Source organism: Streptomyces sp. NPDC048288 (genome assembly GCF_043201555.1).
Taxonomy (GTDB): Bacteria; Actinomycetota; Actinomycetes; order Streptomycetales; family Streptomycetaceae; genus Streptomyces.
In genome coordinates this window covers 18,118-33,304 of sequence record NZ_JBICZD010000026.1, presented here as the reverse complement: position 1 = coordinate 33,304, position 15,187 = coordinate 18,118, and the positions used below count along the sequence as shown (strand labels likewise).

The 15,187-nt window shown below is 70.3% G+C and carries 15 protein-coding genes; 11 read left to right on the top strand and 4 right to left on the bottom strand.

From position 1 onward, the window contains the following. Positions 1-22: 22 nt before the first annotated feature. Both ACGFZS_RS48355 and ACGFZS_RS48350 read left to right on the top strand, forming a co-directional pair. Entirely contained in the window at positions 23-1,291 is a 1,269-nt protein-coding gene (locus ACGFZS_RS48355; RefSeq protein ID WP_393800595.1) for an MFS transporter, read from the top strand. Beyond that, a complete protein-coding gene (locus ACGFZS_RS48350; RefSeq protein WP_393800594.1) occupies positions 1,288-2,361 on the top strand; it encodes a LacI family DNA-binding transcriptional regulator in 1,074 nt (357 codons plus the stop codon). The genes ACGFZS_RS48355 and ACGFZS_RS48350 overlap by 4 nt, the downstream gene beginning before the upstream one ends. A 155-nt stretch (positions 2,362-2,516) precedes the next feature. Here ACGFZS_RS48350 and ACGFZS_RS48345 read toward each other — a convergent pair whose 3' ends face one another. Beyond that, on the bottom strand, positions 2,517-4,226 hold the full coding sequence (locus ACGFZS_RS48345; protein WP_393800593.1) for a CocE/NonD family hydrolase: 1,710 nt from the start codon (positions 4,224-4,226) through the stop codon (positions 2,517-2,519). Between the two features lie 187 nt (positions 4,227-4,413). Here ACGFZS_RS48345 and ACGFZS_RS48340 point away from each other — a divergent pair, with 187 nt between their 5' ends. The 9 genes from ACGFZS_RS48340 to ACGFZS_RS48300 all read left to right on the top strand — a co-directional run bounded on the left by ACGFZS_RS48340 (position 4,414) and on the right by ACGFZS_RS48300 (position 12,160). Beyond that, positions 4,414-5,031, top strand: a complete 618-nt coding sequence (locus ACGFZS_RS48340) for a TetR/AcrR family transcriptional regulator (RefSeq protein WP_393800592.1) — start codon at positions 4,414-4,416, stop codon at positions 5,029-5,031. Between the two features lie 168 nt (positions 5,032-5,199). Beyond that, positions 5,200-6,852, top strand: a complete 1,653-nt coding sequence (locus tag ACGFZS_RS48335; RefSeq protein ID WP_393800591.1) for an ABC transporter substrate-binding protein — start codon at positions 5,200-5,202, stop codon at positions 6,850-6,852. An 18-nt stretch (positions 6,853-6,870) separates the two neighbouring features. Beyond that, positions 6,871-7,815, top strand: a complete 945-nt coding sequence (locus ACGFZS_RS48330) for an ABC transporter permease (RefSeq protein ID WP_393800590.1) — start codon at positions 6,871-6,873, stop codon at positions 7,813-7,815. Further along, the gene (locus ACGFZS_RS48325; protein ID WP_393800589.1) at positions 7,812-8,672 is read left to right on the top strand and encodes an ABC transporter permease; all 861 of its coding nucleotides are present in this window, start codon (positions 7,812-7,814) and stop codon (positions 8,670-8,672) included. Before ACGFZS_RS48330 ends, ACGFZS_RS48325 begins: the two co-directional genes overlap by 4 nt. Then, positions 8,669-9,694, top strand: a complete 1,026-nt coding sequence (locus tag ACGFZS_RS48320) for an ABC transporter ATP-binding protein (RefSeq protein WP_393800588.1) — start codon at positions 8,669-8,671, stop codon at positions 9,692-9,694. The genes ACGFZS_RS48325 and ACGFZS_RS48320 overlap by 4 nt, the downstream gene beginning before the upstream one ends. Beyond that, on the top strand, positions 9,691-10,485 hold the full coding sequence (locus ACGFZS_RS48315; RefSeq protein ID WP_393800587.1) for an ATP-binding cassette domain-containing protein: 795 nt from the start codon (positions 9,691-9,693) through the stop codon (positions 10,483-10,485). Before ACGFZS_RS48320 ends, ACGFZS_RS48315 begins: the two co-directional genes overlap by 4 nt. 137 nt (positions 10,486-10,622) lie before the next feature. Next, the gene (locus tag ACGFZS_RS48310) at positions 10,623-11,066 is read left to right on the top strand and encodes an SDR family NAD(P)-dependent oxidoreductase (RefSeq protein WP_393800586.1); all 444 of its coding nucleotides are present in this window, start codon (positions 10,623-10,625) and stop codon (positions 11,064-11,066) included. Beyond that, positions 11,018-11,212, top strand: a complete 195-nt coding sequence (locus ACGFZS_RS48305; protein ID WP_393800627.1) for an SDR family oxidoreductase — start codon at positions 11,018-11,020, stop codon at positions 11,210-11,212. Before ACGFZS_RS48310 ends, ACGFZS_RS48305 begins: the two co-directional genes overlap by 49 nt. Positions 11,213-11,338: 126 nt before the next feature. Further along, positions 11,339-12,160 carry an SDR family oxidoreductase gene (locus ACGFZS_RS48300; protein WP_393800585.1) on the top strand — a complete coding sequence of 274 codons (822 nt, stop codon included), beginning with the start codon at positions 11,339-11,341 and terminating at the stop codon, positions 12,158-12,160. 150 nt (positions 12,161-12,310) lie between these two features. Here the strand turns inward: ACGFZS_RS48300 and ACGFZS_RS48295 are convergent, their stop codons facing one another. The 3 genes from ACGFZS_RS48295 to ACGFZS_RS48285 all read right to left on the bottom strand — a co-directional run bounded on the left by ACGFZS_RS48295 (position 12,311) and on the right by ACGFZS_RS48285 (position 15,072). Next, entirely contained in the window at positions 12,311-12,901 is a 591-nt protein-coding gene (locus ACGFZS_RS48295; RefSeq protein ID WP_393800584.1) for a TetR family transcriptional regulator, read from the bottom strand. 71 nt (positions 12,902-12,972) lie between these two features. Next, complete coding sequence (locus ACGFZS_RS48290) at positions 12,973-13,890, bottom strand: TIGR03619 family F420-dependent LLM class oxidoreductase (protein WP_393800583.1); 918 nt, start codon at positions 13,888-13,890, stop codon at positions 12,973-12,975. 240 nt (positions 13,891-14,130) lie between these two features. Beyond that, positions 14,131-15,072, bottom strand: coding sequence for a LysR family transcriptional regulator (locus ACGFZS_RS48285; protein WP_393800582.1), 942 nt, complete (start codon positions 15,070-15,072; stop codon positions 14,131-14,133). Between the last annotated feature and the right edge of the window lie 115 nt (positions 15,073-15,187).

Here is a 15,187-nt window from a genome sequence, read left to right as displayed (position 1 = left end):
TCCGTCAGATCAAGAGGTCACCGTGGCCGTCATCCCCGATCCGGCACCCGCCGGGGCCCCCTACGAACCATCGGCCGCTCAGGCGCCCGCGTCCGACGAACCCGGCGCCCCGGCCGGCACCGCCTATGTCCGGCTGCCGACCATCGCCCAGTTGAGCGTGTACATGACCCTGGTCACCCCCATCGGGCTGTCCCTGTCGATCCGGGTGTCACGCCTGGCACCCCATCACGAGGAATACCTCGGCTATGTGACGGGGGTGGGGGGCTTCGTGGCCGTCGTGGCCCCGCCGGTGGTCGGTCGCCTCAGCGACCGTACGCGTAACCGGTTCAGCCGTCGCCGTCCCTATCTGGCCGCGGCGACGGTCGTGGGGGTCGCCGCCCTCGTCGTGCTGGCCGAGGCCCCCGGCCTCCTGGTCCTCGGCCTCGGCTGGGCCATGGCCCAGCTCGGCTGGGGCACCGTAGTGGTACTGCTGGCCTCCCAGGCGGACCGGCTACCCACGGATCAGCGGGGCACGGTGTCGGGGCCTGGGCGAGGTGGTCACCCAACTCGCCCCGTCGTCGGTGTCCTGATCGCCGGCAGCCTGCCGGACAACAAACTTCTGCTGTTCCTCGCACCCGGAGTGCTCGGTGTGCTGGGCATGGCTGTCTTCGTCGGCCGTCTGCGCGAGCCGGACAACCGCGCGACGCGGCCGGTGGGCGAGCCGTTCTCCCGGACGTCACTGGTCGCCGACTACATGTTCAGCCCGCAGGAGAATCCCGACTTCGCGTGGAACTGGCTCGGCAAGTTCCTGGTCATGTTCGGCCTCAGCCTGACCTCGACGTTCACGGCCTTCTTCCTGGCGGACCGGCAGAACGTGAACGTGCACGACGTCGCCCGCACGGTCGTCGCCCTCTCCGGCGGCAGCATGATGGCGCTGGCGCCGAGTTCCGGTCCTCTTCGCCGGAGCGCTGCTCAGCAACCTCGGCGTCGGCCTGTTCCCGGCCGTCGACCAGGCACTGGCCCTCGACGTGCTACCCGACCGCGACACCCATGCCGGCCGCTGCACCGGCATCTACAACTTCGCCACCATGGTCCCGCAGGCAACGGCACCGCTGATCGCGCCGCTGCTCCTCTCCCTCGGCGCCGACGACGGAGACAAGGACTACACGCCCCTCCATCTCGCCACCGCCGCGTTCACCCTCGCCGGGGGCCTGGTTGTGATGCGGCGCGTCAGGTCAGCCCGTTGACACCCGCCCCTGCCGAACGCCCAGCATCGCCCCCGGAATCCGTCGGGCCGAGGAAGGAAGCATGACCGGACCGAGTACTTCCAGAGGCCACGGCGGGAGCGCACGCAGCCGGATAGGCATCACGGACGTGGCGCGTGAAGCCGGTGTCTCGCTCGGCACCGTCTCCAATGTGCTCAACCGTCCGGAGATCGTCTCGGAGACGACCCGGACACGGGTCCTGACCGTCATCGACACCTTGGGATACGTACGGGCCGAAGGAGCCGGGCAACTGCGCGGCTGGGCGTCCCGCGTGCTCGCCGTCATGGTCCTCGACCTGGCCAACCCCTTCTGCGCGGCTCTCGCCTCCGGCGTCGAGCAGGCCGCTCGCGAAGCCGGCCTCGGTGTCATGGTGTGCACCGGCGCGCGGGACGCCACGGAGGCCGCACGCCACATGGCGCTGATGTCCTCGCACCAGATCCGCGGAGCCGTACTGTCCTCCGGTGAAGGGATCGGCAGAACCGTATCGGCGTTCCGCCGGAACGCAATTCCCTTCGTCATGACCGACCAGAACGCCCCACAGCCCTCCGCCTGTTCCATCGGAATCGACGACATCTCCGGAAGCCGGGCCGCCGTACAACACCTGCTCCGACAAGGCCACCGCTCCATCGCGTACGTCAGCGGCCCCGACCGTCTTCAGCAGGTGCGGGACCGGCGCCGGGGCGTCGCCAGCGCCGTCGACCTGGCCGGACTCCCCGCGGCGAGTCTGCGGGAACTGCCCTGTCACGACCTGACCGTCTCGGCCGGCAAGGACGCCGGGGACCGCATCCTGGGTCTGCGGCAGCGGCCCACGGCCGTCTTCTGCGCCAACGACCTGCTCGCCCTGGGAGTGATGCAGGCGCTGTACGAGGCCGGACTGCGGGTTCCCGAGGACATCGCGATCGTGGGATACGACGACATCGAGTTCGCGGCGTCCGCCGTCGTACCGCTCACCTCGGTACGACGGCCCGCGACCATGATGGGACTGCAGGCCGGTCGGCTGTTGATCGAGGAGACGGCGCCCGGCGCCCGGCACGAGCACACTCACACGGTTCTGCAACCGGAACTGGTGGTGCGCCGCTCGACCACGGGAATGCTCCGGCGGGGCGGCCGCAGCTGAGCGTCCGCGTCGAAAGGAGTCAGGACCCGGCTCGGAATACGGGCAGTTGTCGAAGATGCCGAGAGCGCTGCCCAGCCGTCCCCCGACCTGGCGCTACGACCACGGCGGCACCCATGCCCCGGGCGACACGCAGTCCGCCGCAACCGGGAGACCGGTCACCGGCCTTCGCCAGGCTTCGTCGGCACAGTGGTCAGCGTCAACCGCGCTCCGTCGACGCCGCCGAGCCGGATCCGTTGGGCGGTGCGTTCGCCTCGCGTGGCGAGCCACGGGTTGTCGTCGGTGCCGGGGTGGAGAACGAATTCGGGAAAGTCGCTGCTGTGGAGGTGCAACCGAAGGTGATGGCCAGGGCGGAGGCGGTAGCCGGTATGGCCGAGGGAGAGCGTCAGCCGGCGCTGCGGGGTGGCGATGTGGACGCGTCCGTGGGCGACGAGTTCGGCCTCACCGTCGGGGTGGACGTCCAGCAGTTTGGCGAAGAGGTCGGTGGACGGGCCGGTGGTGGTGAGGTCGAGGTCCAGGAGGACCGGGCCGGCCAGGTCCAGAGGTTCGGCCGTCGGTTCGGCGTCGAAGACGAGGACGTCCGGGCGCTTGGACCAGTCGTGCAGACGTGGGTTCGTCTGGAGATAGGCGAAGGCGTTGACGGCTGCCGACGGCACCGGATCCACGGGGTCGTGCGTCCAGCTCCCCATGCTCGATTCGGTGACCGGTACCGGGGTGAGCAGGCCTGAAGCGTCCCCGTCGGCCGTGCGCCGGTCCGGGTCCGGACTCAGGAAGAGAGTGCTCGTGCGGCGGTGGGCCGGTGGCCAGACACGGTCGGTCCGGAAGCCGTCCTCGCCGCCGTGCACGAGGTGCCAGCGCACGCGAGGTAGATCGGCGGGGCTGCCCTGTCGACGCAGGAAGACGTCGAAGAAGTCCAGGGCGGGATCAAGGTAGCCGGGCAGCAACGCGCGGAAGGCGTCCTGACTGGCCAAGTGGTCGCGTGACGCGTCGTCGTACGGGGCGCCGGACAGGTGATAGTTCTCGTGGTCGATGGCGTCGATCAGCAAGTACTGCTGGTTCGCCCAGTCCGGCCGACGGGCCAGCTCCTCGACGTCGAGCCAGTGCCAGGGGGCACAGTTGTCGTACCAGCCGATCGTGTGCAGGACCGGAACGGCGCGATGGTCAAAGGGGTGCCCTTCGGGCCAGCGGCGCAGCCGTACCTCCTGAGGGAAGGCGACGTCGAAGGACGGGGAACGGCGGCCGAGTGCCTGGAAGAACTCCTCGAAGGGTGCGATCAGCGGGCGGCGTGCCGGGTCCGGCTCCCACTCGTAGGTGTCCGGCCCCACGAAGTGGGTGGCCAGGTAGCCAAGACGGTTGCCCATCTCGACATCCCGGGTGCCGTCGGCGTTGTCCACGACCTGCCCCAGTTCGGTGCCGGTGACCCGAGGGGCGATGGCGCGCAGGGCCCGGTGCCCGCTCGCCACGGCCGCCCACTGGGTGTAGCCGTAGTACGAGTCCCCCCACATGCCGACGACGCCGTCGGACCAGGCCTGATGGGTGATCCATTCGAGGGTGTCGTAGCCGTCGTTCACCTCGTTGACGAACAGCAGGGTCTCGCCCTCGGAGCGGAACTTCCCGCGCACATCCTGGGCCACGACCCGGTAACCGCGCCCCGTGAAGTACCGGGCGATGAGCGGGATCGCGGCGTAGGTCCCGGACTTGTCGTACGGCAGCCGAATCAGGATGGCCGGGCCGGGCTCGTCGGTCGGCAGGCCGGCAGGAAGGTAGACATCGGTGGCCAGCCGTACACCGTCACGCATCCGGACCCGAAAGGGCCGAGCCGCAGGGTCGGCGGGCGCGGGGGTGACGGTCTCGAAGAGCGGGTTCACGGAGCAGCCTCACAGGGGATCGAGCCAAGGCGCGGTCGGGAAGCCCGACGGCCGTCGGCACACACTGGCACCTCTGCATTAGTTTTTCAATGCCGACAAACAAATGCTGGATCCAGAGGCCCGAACGGTGCGATGTGCGATGCTTCGGGCCATCAAACACTCGGATCGCAGGGGAGGCACATCAGCCATGGGGCGCCGGAGTCTGGCCGCCGAGCGGCGACAGCAGGTAATGGAGGCGGCGAGCCGATGCCTGGCCCGGCACGGGATGGCCGGCACCACCCTGGAGAAGATCGCCGAGGAGTCCGGACTGAGCCGCAGCCACATCCGGCACTACGTCGGAAACCGGGACGACCTGCTGCTCGCCCTCGTCGAATGGGTGCAGGAACGCGACGACCGCGCCTTCGCCGCCGCTGTCGAGCAGGCACCGCCCGAGAGTCGCCTCGCGGTGGCGATGGACCTTCTTTTCGGACCCTGGTTCCTGAGCGGCGACGATGAGGGTGCCGTCGTTCTGGAGCTCATCAAGGCAGGTCAGAGCGATGAGACGCTGCGCGAGGCCGTAATGTCCGGCTACCGGCTGATGCTGGGTGCGATCGATGCGGGACTGGCAGCCGAGTTCCCGGACAGCGCTCCGGCCCACCGGCGCAGCACGGCCTACGGCCTGCTCTGTCTGGCGATGGGCAACGCCATGATCTCGGAGCTGGACCGGCGACTCGCCTCCGGCGGGCTCATCCGGGTGGCCGGGGAAGCACTGGTCGCACGGTTCGGAGCAGTCACCCACGGCGAGGCGCCGCTACCTCGGGACTGATGCCGGGTGCGGAGGGCAAGGCGGGGGCGGAGTGAACGGGAAACCTGGCCGTTACTTTGTCTTCATTGACAAGATATTGGTGCCCTGTCACTGTCGGGGAACCGCGGCGAGCGGAACCGGCTACCTCGCCCCGCCCTCATGCCGCACCACCCTCTCTGGGAGGCTTCCGTGTCCCCGAAGAACCGCGCATTCCGCTGGCCGTTTCTGGCCGCCGCTCCCTTGCTGGGGCTCACGGCGTGCACCGGCGCCCAGCCGTCCGCCGCCGGCAGCTCCTCCGGGGCTTCGCCCACCGTAGGCGTGACCACACCGGCCGCCAAGGGTGACGTCGATACCCTGAACTGGGACATTCCTTCGGGCGAGCCCGGCAGCCTGGACTACGCGCACGCCGGGGACTACAGCTCCAACGTGATCGTCGCCAACCTCTGCGACACCCTCGTCCGGATGAAGGCCGACCTCAGTTACGCACCCGGCCTCGCGACCTCCTGGAGCAGTCCCACCCCGACCACGCTGGTCTACAAGATCCGCGCCGGGGTGAAGTTCTGGGACGGCTCGGCCCTCACCGCCGCCGACGTGGCCTACAGCCTCAACCGCAACATCGACGACAAGGTCGCCTCCAACAACTACCCGAACTTCGTCGACGTCTCCTCGATCAAGGCCACCGGTCCGCTCGAAGTGACGGTCACGTTCAAGCAGCCCGACGAACTGTTCAACAAGGAGATGGCCGCCACCTCGGGCGTCGTCGCCAAGGCCGACTTCATCAAGGGCAAGGGCTCCTCGTACGGCAAGGGCGCGAACGGCGTCATGTGCACGGGCCCGTTCAAGCTCGCCGACTGGAAGGCCAACACCAGCATCGAGCTGGTGCGCAACGACGCCTACTGGGACAAGGCGTTCCGCGCGCACGCGGCCAGGGTCGACGTCTCCTTCGTCACCGACACCACCAACCTCACGCTCGCCCTGAAGTCCGGACAGCTCGACGGCGCCTTCGCCGTCCCCGCCGCCGCGATACCGGCCCTGACCGGCAACACGACGGGCGCCATCCACCAGGGCTCCGGGCTCAGCTCGTACCAGCTCGCCCCGAACAGCACAGCCGCGGGCAAGGACGAACACATCCGTCTCGCCCTGTCCGAGCTGATCGACCGGAAGGCCCTCGCCACCGCCGTCTTCAAGAACAGCGCCAGTCCTCTGTACACCTTCATCCCGCCCTCGGGCTGGGACCCGGAGGCCAAGGCTGTCTATCGGTCCGCGTACGACGCCCTGGACACACCCGGCCCCGACGGCGACGCCGAGGCGGCGAAGAAGGAACTCGCCAGGAGCCCGCTGAAGGACTCCACCGTGACCATCGGCGTCCAGGCCGGAAACACCACCGAGGTCACCGCCGTCACCCTGATCCAGGAGCAGGCCCGCAAGATCGGCCTCAAGGTCGTCATCAAGCAGCTCCAGCCATTGCAGTTCAACACCGCCTTCTACGACCCCAAGGCGCGCGCCGGCCTGGACTTCCTGCTCACCGAGGGCTTCCTCAGCGTCACCGACCCGCTCGACTACCTGGCCCTCGGCCCGGTACCGGACGGCCAGTTCAACTGGATCGGCTGGAACGACGCCACGACCGCGCAGCTGATCTCCAAGGCCCGGCAGACCACCGACGCCACCCGGCGTGCCCGGTACATCGTCCAGGCACAGGCCCGCTACGAGGCGGTCGCCTGGACCGTGCCGCTGCTGAGCATCAACGAGGTCACCTACCTCAACAAGCGCGTCACCGGCGCCCCGCTCACCACCGCCGCGATCTTCCAGCCCTCGCTCGCCGTCATCGGCTCGGCGAAGTAGCCGGCGGAGAGAGGGATCATGCGTTCCGTACTCCGCACCGCTCTGGGCGCCCTGCTGACCCTGCTGGTCTCCAGCGCGGCCATCTTCGCCGCGCTGGCGGCCTCCCCCGGCGACGCCGCGTCCCGGCTCGCCGGCCCGAAGGCCACGGCCGCGCAGATCGCGGTGATCCGCCACGCGAACGGCCTCGACCAGCCGATGCCGTTGCGCTACCTGCACTGGCTGGAAGGATGTCTGCACGGCGACTTCGGCACATCGCTCCAGTACCAGCAGAGCGTCGCCTCGCTCCTCGCACCCCGCGTCGGCCAGACGCTGGCCTTGGTCGGTCTGACGGCACTGCTCATCGTGGTCGGCGGGCTGGGCGCGGGGATCGTCGGGGCCGTCAGCCGTCGCGGCTCCGCCGCGCTGACCGTGCTGTCGGGGATCGGGGTGGCCGTGCCTTCCTTCGTCGCGGCAGCCCTGCTCATCCAGGTGTTCGCCCTGTCGCTGGGCTGGCTGCCCGCGATCTCCACCGGCGTCGGCGGGCTGCGCGGACTGCTCCTGCCCGCGCTCGCGCTGGCCGTGTCCTGGGCGGCCTACCTGGCCCAGGTGGTCCGCGCGTCCCTGCGGGAAGCACTCGGCGAGGAGCATGTGGCCATCGCACGCTCCCGGGGGCTGAGCCCGGCCGGTGTCTTCCGGCGGCACGTGCTGCGCAACGCGGCACCCGAGATCACCACGGTGTCGGGGCTCGCGGTCGCGGGGCTCATCGCGGGCACGGTCGTGGTGGAGCAGGCCTTCGGCATCGGCGGCATCGGCTCCTTCCTCGTCCAGTCCGTCGCCTCGAAGGACAGCAACGTCGTCCTGGCCATCAGTCTGCTGATGGTCCTGGCCTTCATCGTCACCACCACCGCCACCGACCTCCTGCATCGCGCACTCGACCCGCGTATCCGCGGCGCAGCCGACTCCCGTGAAAGGCAGGCCCGATGACGGCGACCGCCCTCGCTCTGCGTACCGCGGCCCGTGTCCGCCGCCGGCGTCCGGACGCGGTGTCCACCGCCCTCGGCACGGCCCTACTCCTGCTCGCCCTCGCGGCCGTACTCGCCCCGCTGATCGCCCCGTACGATCCCGCGGCCACCGACATCCTCGCGGCCAACTCCGGTCCTTCGCCATCGCACTGGCTGGGCGCCGACGACCTGGGCCGTGACGTGCTGTCCCGGCTCCTGTACGGCGCCCGGCTCAGCCTGCTCGGCCCGACGCTGATCATCGCCGTGGCGACGGTCACGGGCACGGCTCTGGGGATCGCGTCGGCCTGGCTGGGCGGCTGGTTCGACCTCGTGACCAGCCGCGTCCTGGACTTCTTCTTCGCCTTCCCCGGGCTGCTGCTGTCCGTCCTCGCCGTGGCCATGATCGGCACGGGTTTCGTCGCTCCGGTGACGGCGTTGGCCCTTGCGTACACGCCGTACATCGCACGTGTCACCCGCACGATCGCCCTGCGTGAACGCAGCCTCGCCTACGTCGAGGCCCTGCGCACCCACGGGCTGAGCGGCTGGGCGGTCTGCGTGCGCCACCTCGCTCCGGCCGTGTGGCCGGTGATCCGGGCCCAGTCCGCGATCGCCTTCGGTTCGGCGCTGGTCGACCTGGCGGCGGTGTCCTATCTGGGCCTCGGTGTCCAGCCACCGTCCGCCGAATGGGGGCTGATGGTGTCCCAGGGACAGTCCGGGCTGCTGAGCGGCGCGCCGTGGCAGTCCCTGTCAGCAGGACTGCTGATCATCCTCGTCGTTCTCGCCGTCAACACGATCGGTGAGCGGGCGAGCGGCCCGAACACCGCAGGAGTACGCCCATGAGCACCTCGATCCCGGAAGAGAAGCCGGCGGGACGGAACCTGTTGGACATCACCGGCCTCCGCGTCGACCTCCCGTACGGCAGGACGACGCGCACGGTCCTGCACGACGTGTCGTACAGCGTGCCGTCCGGCGGGGCCCTCGGCCTGGTCGGGGAGTCCGGCTCGGGCAAGTCCATGAGCCTCAGGACCGTGCTGCGCATGCTGCCCGCCGGAGCCCGTACGACGGGGGACATCACCTTCGACGGGCTCTCCGTCACCGCGATGAACGCACGCGAGCTGCGCGCCTTCCGTGCTGCTCGCATGGCGATGATCCCGCAGGACCCGCGTGCCGCGGCGAACCCGGTGCGCACCGTCGGCGACTTCCTCACCGAGACTCTGGTCCGGGCCCGCGGCCTGGCACGCGCCGAAGCCGCCGACCGGGCCGTGCGGCAACTCGCCGATGTGGGCATCCCCGACGGGGAGCAACGCCTGCGCCAGTACCCCCACCAGCTCTCCGGCGGCCTGCTCCAGCGGGTCATGATCGCCTCCGCGCTCCTCGCGGGCCCCGGGCTGCTGCTCGCGGACGAGCCGACCACCGCACTCGACGTCACCACCCAGCAGGAGGTGATGGCCATCCTCGACGAGCAGCGCCGACGCCACCGCCTCGCCCTGGTCCTGGTCACCCACGACCTGGATCTCGCCGCCGCGGTCACCGACACGATCGCGGTCATGTACGCCGGGACGATCGTCGAACTGGCCCCTTCCAAAGGCCTGCACCGCACCGCCCGGCACCCTTACACCGCGGGACTGCTGCGCTCCCGTCCGGCCGTCGGCACGCGAGCGCGTCTCCTGAGCCTGCCCGGCAGACCGGTGTCCGCCTTCGAGACCGGCCCCGGCTGTGTCTTCGCCGAGCGGTGCGCCTTCACCGAGGAGCGCTGTCGCTCGGTCCGGCCGCGCCCCGAACCGCACGGCACCCATCTGGTCGCCTGCCACCGCACGGCGGAACTCGCCTCCACCGGACGCCTTCTGGAGGCGACATCATGACCACGCCCGTGCTGGAAGCCATCGGTCTGCGCAAGGAGTTCCCCGGCAGCCGGGTCGCCGTCGACGACGTGTCGTTCACGCTCCCGGCCGGAGGATCGCTGGGCGTCGTCGGGGAGTCCGGCTCCGGAAAGACCACCGTCGCGCGCATGCTCGTAGGCCTGGAGGCGCCCACGGCCGGAACGATCCGCATCGACGGAGAGACCGCCGCGACCTCGAAGACGGCCCGCCGGACCCGCGCCCAGCGGGTGCGGCACGCCGGCCGGATCCAGCTCGTGTTCCAGGACCCGTACGCCTCCCTCGACCCGCGCCAGACCGTCGGCAACGGCATCGAGGAACTGCTGCGCCTGCACGAACCCGATCGCGACCGGCGGCAGCGGCGCGCCGCCGAGCTGCTCGAACAGGTGGGCCTGGACGAGCGGATGGCCGCCTCGACGCCGAACGCACTGTCCGGAGGCCAGCGCCAGCGGGTCGCCATCGCCCGTGCCCTCGTGTCCCGGCCCAGGATCCTCATCCTCGACGAGGCGGTCTCCGCACTCGATGTCTCCATCCAGGCCCAGGTGCTCAATCTGCTCGCCGACCTGCGCGGCGAACTCGGCATCAGCTACCTCTTCGTCACGCACGACCTGGCCGTCGCCCAGCAGGTGACCGACGAACTGGTCGTCATGCGCCAGGGACGCATCGTCGACCGCGGCGCCACGGACCGGGTATTGACCGATCCGGAGCACCGGTACACCCGTGACCTGCTCGCGGCGGTACCCCGCGAGGGCTGGCAGCCGACCCGGCGTCGGTGACACCACAGGCCCTGGGCAACTGCCGCCGCGCTCCGCGGGACCTGACCTCGTGTTCCCGAGCCTGTGTTTGATACTCGCGCCTCGATGTTGACGCAACGTCTCATGTTTGGCATAACATCCCACCCAAGGAGTGAGCCATGACGGTGGACGCGAACACGGGGCTGTCTCTCGCGAGCAAAGTCGCGATCGTGACAGGAGCGGGACAGGGGCTCGGCCGGGACATGGCGCTCGCCATGGCCCGGGCGGGTGCGCGGGTGGCCGTCGTGGACCTCAATCCCGAGACGGCGCAGAAGTGGGGCGGGATCGACCTTCTCGTCGACAACGCGCACAACCTGGGCGCCGTGCAGGCCCGTTTCATGGACACCGACGACGAGCACCTGCTGCGGCACCTGAACAGCGGCCTCTTCGGCACCTACTACTTCCTCCAGGAGTCCTACGAGTACCTGAAGGCGCGCGGGGCCGGGTCGTCAACCTCGGTTCGGGCGCGGGTGTCTCCGGACGCCAGGAGCACTTCTCTTGGGGACCCAAGGGCATCAGGGTCAACACCATCTGCCCCGCCGCCTACGACACCCCCGCCATGAAGCGGTTCCTGTCGAACGCGGACGACGAGCAGACGGCTGCCATGACGGCCCAGATCCCGCTCGCCCGTTTCGGGGGCGGGGACGAGGTGGCTTCCGTGGCGGTGCTCATGGTCGACGGCGGAGCAACGATGGACGCCGGCCGCTGAACCCGTACTTCCAGGCCCCCGCACCGGATTCGCGACGAATGCCGTACCGGTGAGGCATCCGTCGGGGTGCGGGAGCGGCCTGCCCCGCCGGGATCGGGCACGTCGAAGGAAAGACGGAGGGTGATCATGAAGCTTGCGCCGGGACAGGTGGCGGTCGTGACGGGTGCGGCCAGCGGGATCGGGCTGGGACTGGCCGACGCGTTCGCCGCGCGCGGGATGTCGGTGGTGCTGTCCGACCTGCGCGCCGAGGAGGTCCGGGCCAGCGCGGACCGGGTGGGCCGCGACCACGGTGTGCCGACCGTCGCGGTGACGACGGACGTCAGGGACCCGGCGGCCGTCGAGGCGCTCGCCGAGACGACGACGGACCGCTTCGGCCGGGTGGACGTCGTCTGCAACAACGCGGGTGTCATGGGGCCGACCGGACCGAGCTGGGAACTCGACCCGGCCGTCTTCCGCTGGCTGATCGATGTCGCACTGCTCGGCGTCGTCCACGGCGTGCGGGCCTTCGTGCCCCGGATGATCGCGGCGGGTCACGGCCATGTCCTGAACACCGCGTCGATGGCAGGGCTCATGCCGCTGCCGGGGATCACCCCCTACGGGGCCGCGAAACACGGCGTCGTAGGGTTCACCGAGTCGCTGCGGGCCGAGTTGGCCCTGCACGCACCGAACGTGGGCGCGACCGCCCTGTGCCCCGGTTACGTCCCCAGCGACATCGGCATCAGCTCCCGCCAGGTCAATCCGGCCGACGTCCCACTCGCTCCGCTGGACGAGGCGAGGGCGGGAGGGCTGGGCCTGCCGCAGGAGGGCCTGACGATGGACGACGTCACCTCGGCCGCACTGGCCGGCATCGAGGCCGACCGCGCCCACGTCATCGTCTACCGGGGCGGCACCTACGAGGCCGGCATCCGCACGAGGGTCCAGGGCGTACTCGACGACCTGCGGCCCTGAACTCGCGGGCACCTTCCGCGCCTGGCCGCGAGGGACGGGGAAGCGCGGCCGACCCGGGGTGCGACCGGGTCGGCCCGCACGGTGACCGGCCCGACCACACGCGGCCGTCGCCAGGATCCCGGAGCTGTACGGCCTCCGAAGCGGCCCGGCCTACCGGGGAGTGAACGTGGCCAGCGCCTCGTCGAGGAGGACGGTCAGGTCGACGCGGCCGTCCAGCGCGGTCCAGCGCTCGACGGCGATGGTCACACAGTCGATCGCGGCCGCCGTGAGCACCAGAAAGCCGATGGTGACCTCTCCGGGCTCGCCGGCCCGTTCGGCGAGGACGCCCGCCAGGATGTCTCGCCAGCGGGACATCATCTCCAGGCGGCGCGCCCGCAGCGCGGCGGACTCGTCGATGAGGCGGGCCAGAGCGAGACTGTCGGCCGCGCTGTCGTAGTAGGGCCGGATGAGCGCGCTCATCGCATACCGCAGGGCCGTCCAGGCGTCCTCGTCGAGGGGCCGGGCACGCAGCACGGCCGCGGCCTCGCCGCAGTTCGGCTCGAACGCGCTCAGGACCGCTTCCTCCTTGGTCCCGAAGTACCGCAGAAACGTGCTGCGTGACACACCGGCCGCATCGGCGACCTCACTGGCGGTGACCTTGTCGAAGCCTTCCCGGCGAAAGAACTCCACAGCCACCCGGGCCAGGCGCTCCCGCACGGCGGCTCGCGCGATGTCCCTCGTCGTCACTGGTGCTTCGGTCACGGGAGGGATCGTACCTCCGCGTGGTCAGGGAGCTCACGGTCGAGCACGTGCCCCACGCTCAGGACGATGTATCAGGCGTGGAGGTAGGTTTCCCCGAAGGCCGTCAGGAACTCCCGGGTCGCCGACGGGTCGCGGGTGCCGCTGGAGACGACCACCCACGTCGCCCCGGCCTTCTCGATCTCGGCGAAGGCCGCCCGGTGGCGGTCGGTGTTCGCCGCCGGTGCGGCGATGGACCGGTCGGGGTAGGAGAAGACCACGTCGAGCGGCTCGGCGCGCCCCGCGGACTCGGCAGTCGCGCGCATCTCGGCTGTCTGAGCGGCGAGTTCGGCGAGCGAGCCGAGGGCCGGCGTGCGCGCGGTGGCGGTGAGCTGCGCCGGCCCTGACATCGGCATCCAGCCCTGCGCCCGCTCGGCCGCCCGCCGGCGCGCCAGGCGTGAGTTTCCTCCGATCCATACCGGGATGGGATCCTGGACCGGACGCGGGCGGGCGATCACCTGCCGCGCGTCGAAGTGCCGTCCCCGGTAGCTGAACGACTCGCCGCTCCAGTGCAGCGGAAGCACTTCCAGTGCTTCGTCGAACAGGGCGTTGCGCTCGGCGAGTTCGACCCCGAGCGCGTGGAACTCGCTCTTCTGGTAGCCGGCGCCGAGCCCCAGGGTGAGCCGCCCGCCGGAGAGCACGTCGAGCGTCGCGGCCGCCTTGGCGAGCAGCAACGGGTTCCGGTACGGCGCCACCGCCAGATAGGTCACGAGGCGCAGGTGCCGGGTCGCGGCGGCGGCGTACGACAGGGCGACCAGCGGATCCAGGGTCTGGTGGCCGCCCGAGGCCAGCCAGCGCTCCCCGGGCGCCGGATGCTCGCTGAGCGAGAAGCCGTCGAACCCCGCGCCCTCGGCGGCGGCGGCGATCTCGTGCAGTGGTCCCGCCGCCAACGCGTCGGCCTCGGGACCGGTTCCCTCGGGGTAGTGGAAGATGAAGCGCAGTCGCGTGCTCATGTTCGGAACTCCGTCCATCGAGAGCGAAGATGCGGGTGGGCCGAGGCAGGATGTGCCGTCGTCGCCCCCCGCGGTTGCGCCGCCGGCGCAGGCACACACGCCGGAACATCAGGAGGTCCGCCATCGATTCGGAAACCAGGATCCACCGTTAGGAGAATTGCATTCTCGCGGGAGTGTGGTCAATCCGTGTGAGGACTTCGGCCCCTCAGGCGGCCGCGGCGGCCGTCTCCACCGGCGCGGTCAGTCCGCCCGGGACGGTGACGCAAGACGCGCGCGCCACGCACCTGACCCGATGAGCCGGGCCGCCTCCTCCTTGATGACGCCGCTGACCCGGGTGGCCAGTCCGGTCGGAAGGTCGAGCTTCGACGTCACCGAGAGCCGCAGCGGACGGGTGAGCACGGGATCGGAGAGGGAGGCATGGCAGAGCCGCTTCGCGGCGATTTCCCGCGCGCACGAGGAATAGGGCAGGACCGCGAACCCGTGACCCGCCACGACGGCTTCCTTCGTGAGTTCGAGCGAGTCCGTCGAAAGATGGGACGAGAGCTGCGTCTTCAGCCGGAGCGCCGCGTTCTCCAACGCCGTACGCACCCCCGCCCGTGAGGCCGGAAGGACGAGCGGCCAGGCACAGAGTTCGACGAACGACACCGCCGCGTCCGCGTTCAGCCCACAGTCCTGGGCGCCCACCACGACCAGGTCCTCGACGACCAGGTCCTCCTGGAACAACCGGCCGTCCTGGATGGGGTCGAGAAGCGCCATGTCGAGCGAGCCGTCGAGCAGGCGCGCCACGAGGTGCTCCGTCGGCGCGGCGCTGACCTGGAAGGTCGCTCGCGGGAACACCTCGCCGAGCACTCCCAGAAGAGGGATGGCCAAGGCGACGGCGGCCGTCTCCGGCATACCCACGTGCAGTCCGCGCTCGACCCGCGCCAAAGGCGATCCGGCGTAGCGCACCGCGAGTTCGAGACGGCGCAGAGGTCCGGCGACGGCGGCGCGCAGCCGCTCGCCCTCCTGCGTGAGCCGGACACCGCGCGCGGTACGGCGAAAGAGCTGGACGCCGAGATCCTCCTCCAGCAGGCGAACCTGGCGGCTGAGCGCGGGCTGCGCGATGCCCAGGACACCGGCCGCTCGATTGATCGAGCCTTCCTCGGCGACCCGCAGGAAATAGGAGAGCCGATGTGTGTCCACGTCCTTCACGGTAACGGCGAGCTATACCGGAAAGGTATATCCGTGCGCCGAAATTTGTATTGGCTGATCACGAGAACGTAGTTCTAGCATCACGGAAGGGAAGTTTCCCCCGGGG

Bases quoted from the DNA above. Each gene is read 5' to 3' on its own strand.
- ACGFZS_RS48350 (WP_393800594.1), top strand. From the start codon at position 1,288: ATGACCGGACCGAGTACTTCCAGAGGCCACGGCGGGAGCGCACGCAGC.
- ACGFZS_RS48340 (WP_393800592.1), top strand. From the start codon at position 4,414: ATGGGGCGCCGGAGTCTGGCCGCCGAGCGGCGACAGCAGGTAATGGAG.
- ACGFZS_RS48330 (WP_393800590.1), top strand. From the start codon at position 6,871: ATGCGTTCCGTACTCCGCACCGCTCTGGGCGCCCTGCTGACCCTGCTG.
- ACGFZS_RS48325 (WP_393800589.1), top strand. From the start codon at position 7,812: ATGACGGCGACCGCCCTCGCTCTGCGTACCGCGGCCCGTGTCCGCCGC.
- ACGFZS_RS48320 (WP_393800588.1), top strand. From the start codon at position 8,669: ATGAGCACCTCGATCCCGGAAGAGAAGCCGGCGGGACGGAACCTGTTG.
- ACGFZS_RS48315 (WP_393800587.1), top strand. From the start codon at position 9,691: ATGACCACGCCCGTGCTGGAAGCCATCGGTCTGCGCAAGGAGTTCCCC.
- ACGFZS_RS48310 (WP_393800586.1), top strand. From the start codon at position 10,623: ATGACGGTGGACGCGAACACGGGGCTGTCTCTCGCGAGCAAAGTCGCG.
- ACGFZS_RS48300 (WP_393800585.1), top strand. From the start codon at position 11,339: ATGAAGCTTGCGCCGGGACAGGTGGCGGTCGTGACGGGTGCGGCCAGC.
- ACGFZS_RS48290 (WP_393800583.1), bottom strand. From the start codon at position 13,890: ATGAGCACGCGACTGCGCTTCATCTTCCACTACCCCGAGGGAACCGGT.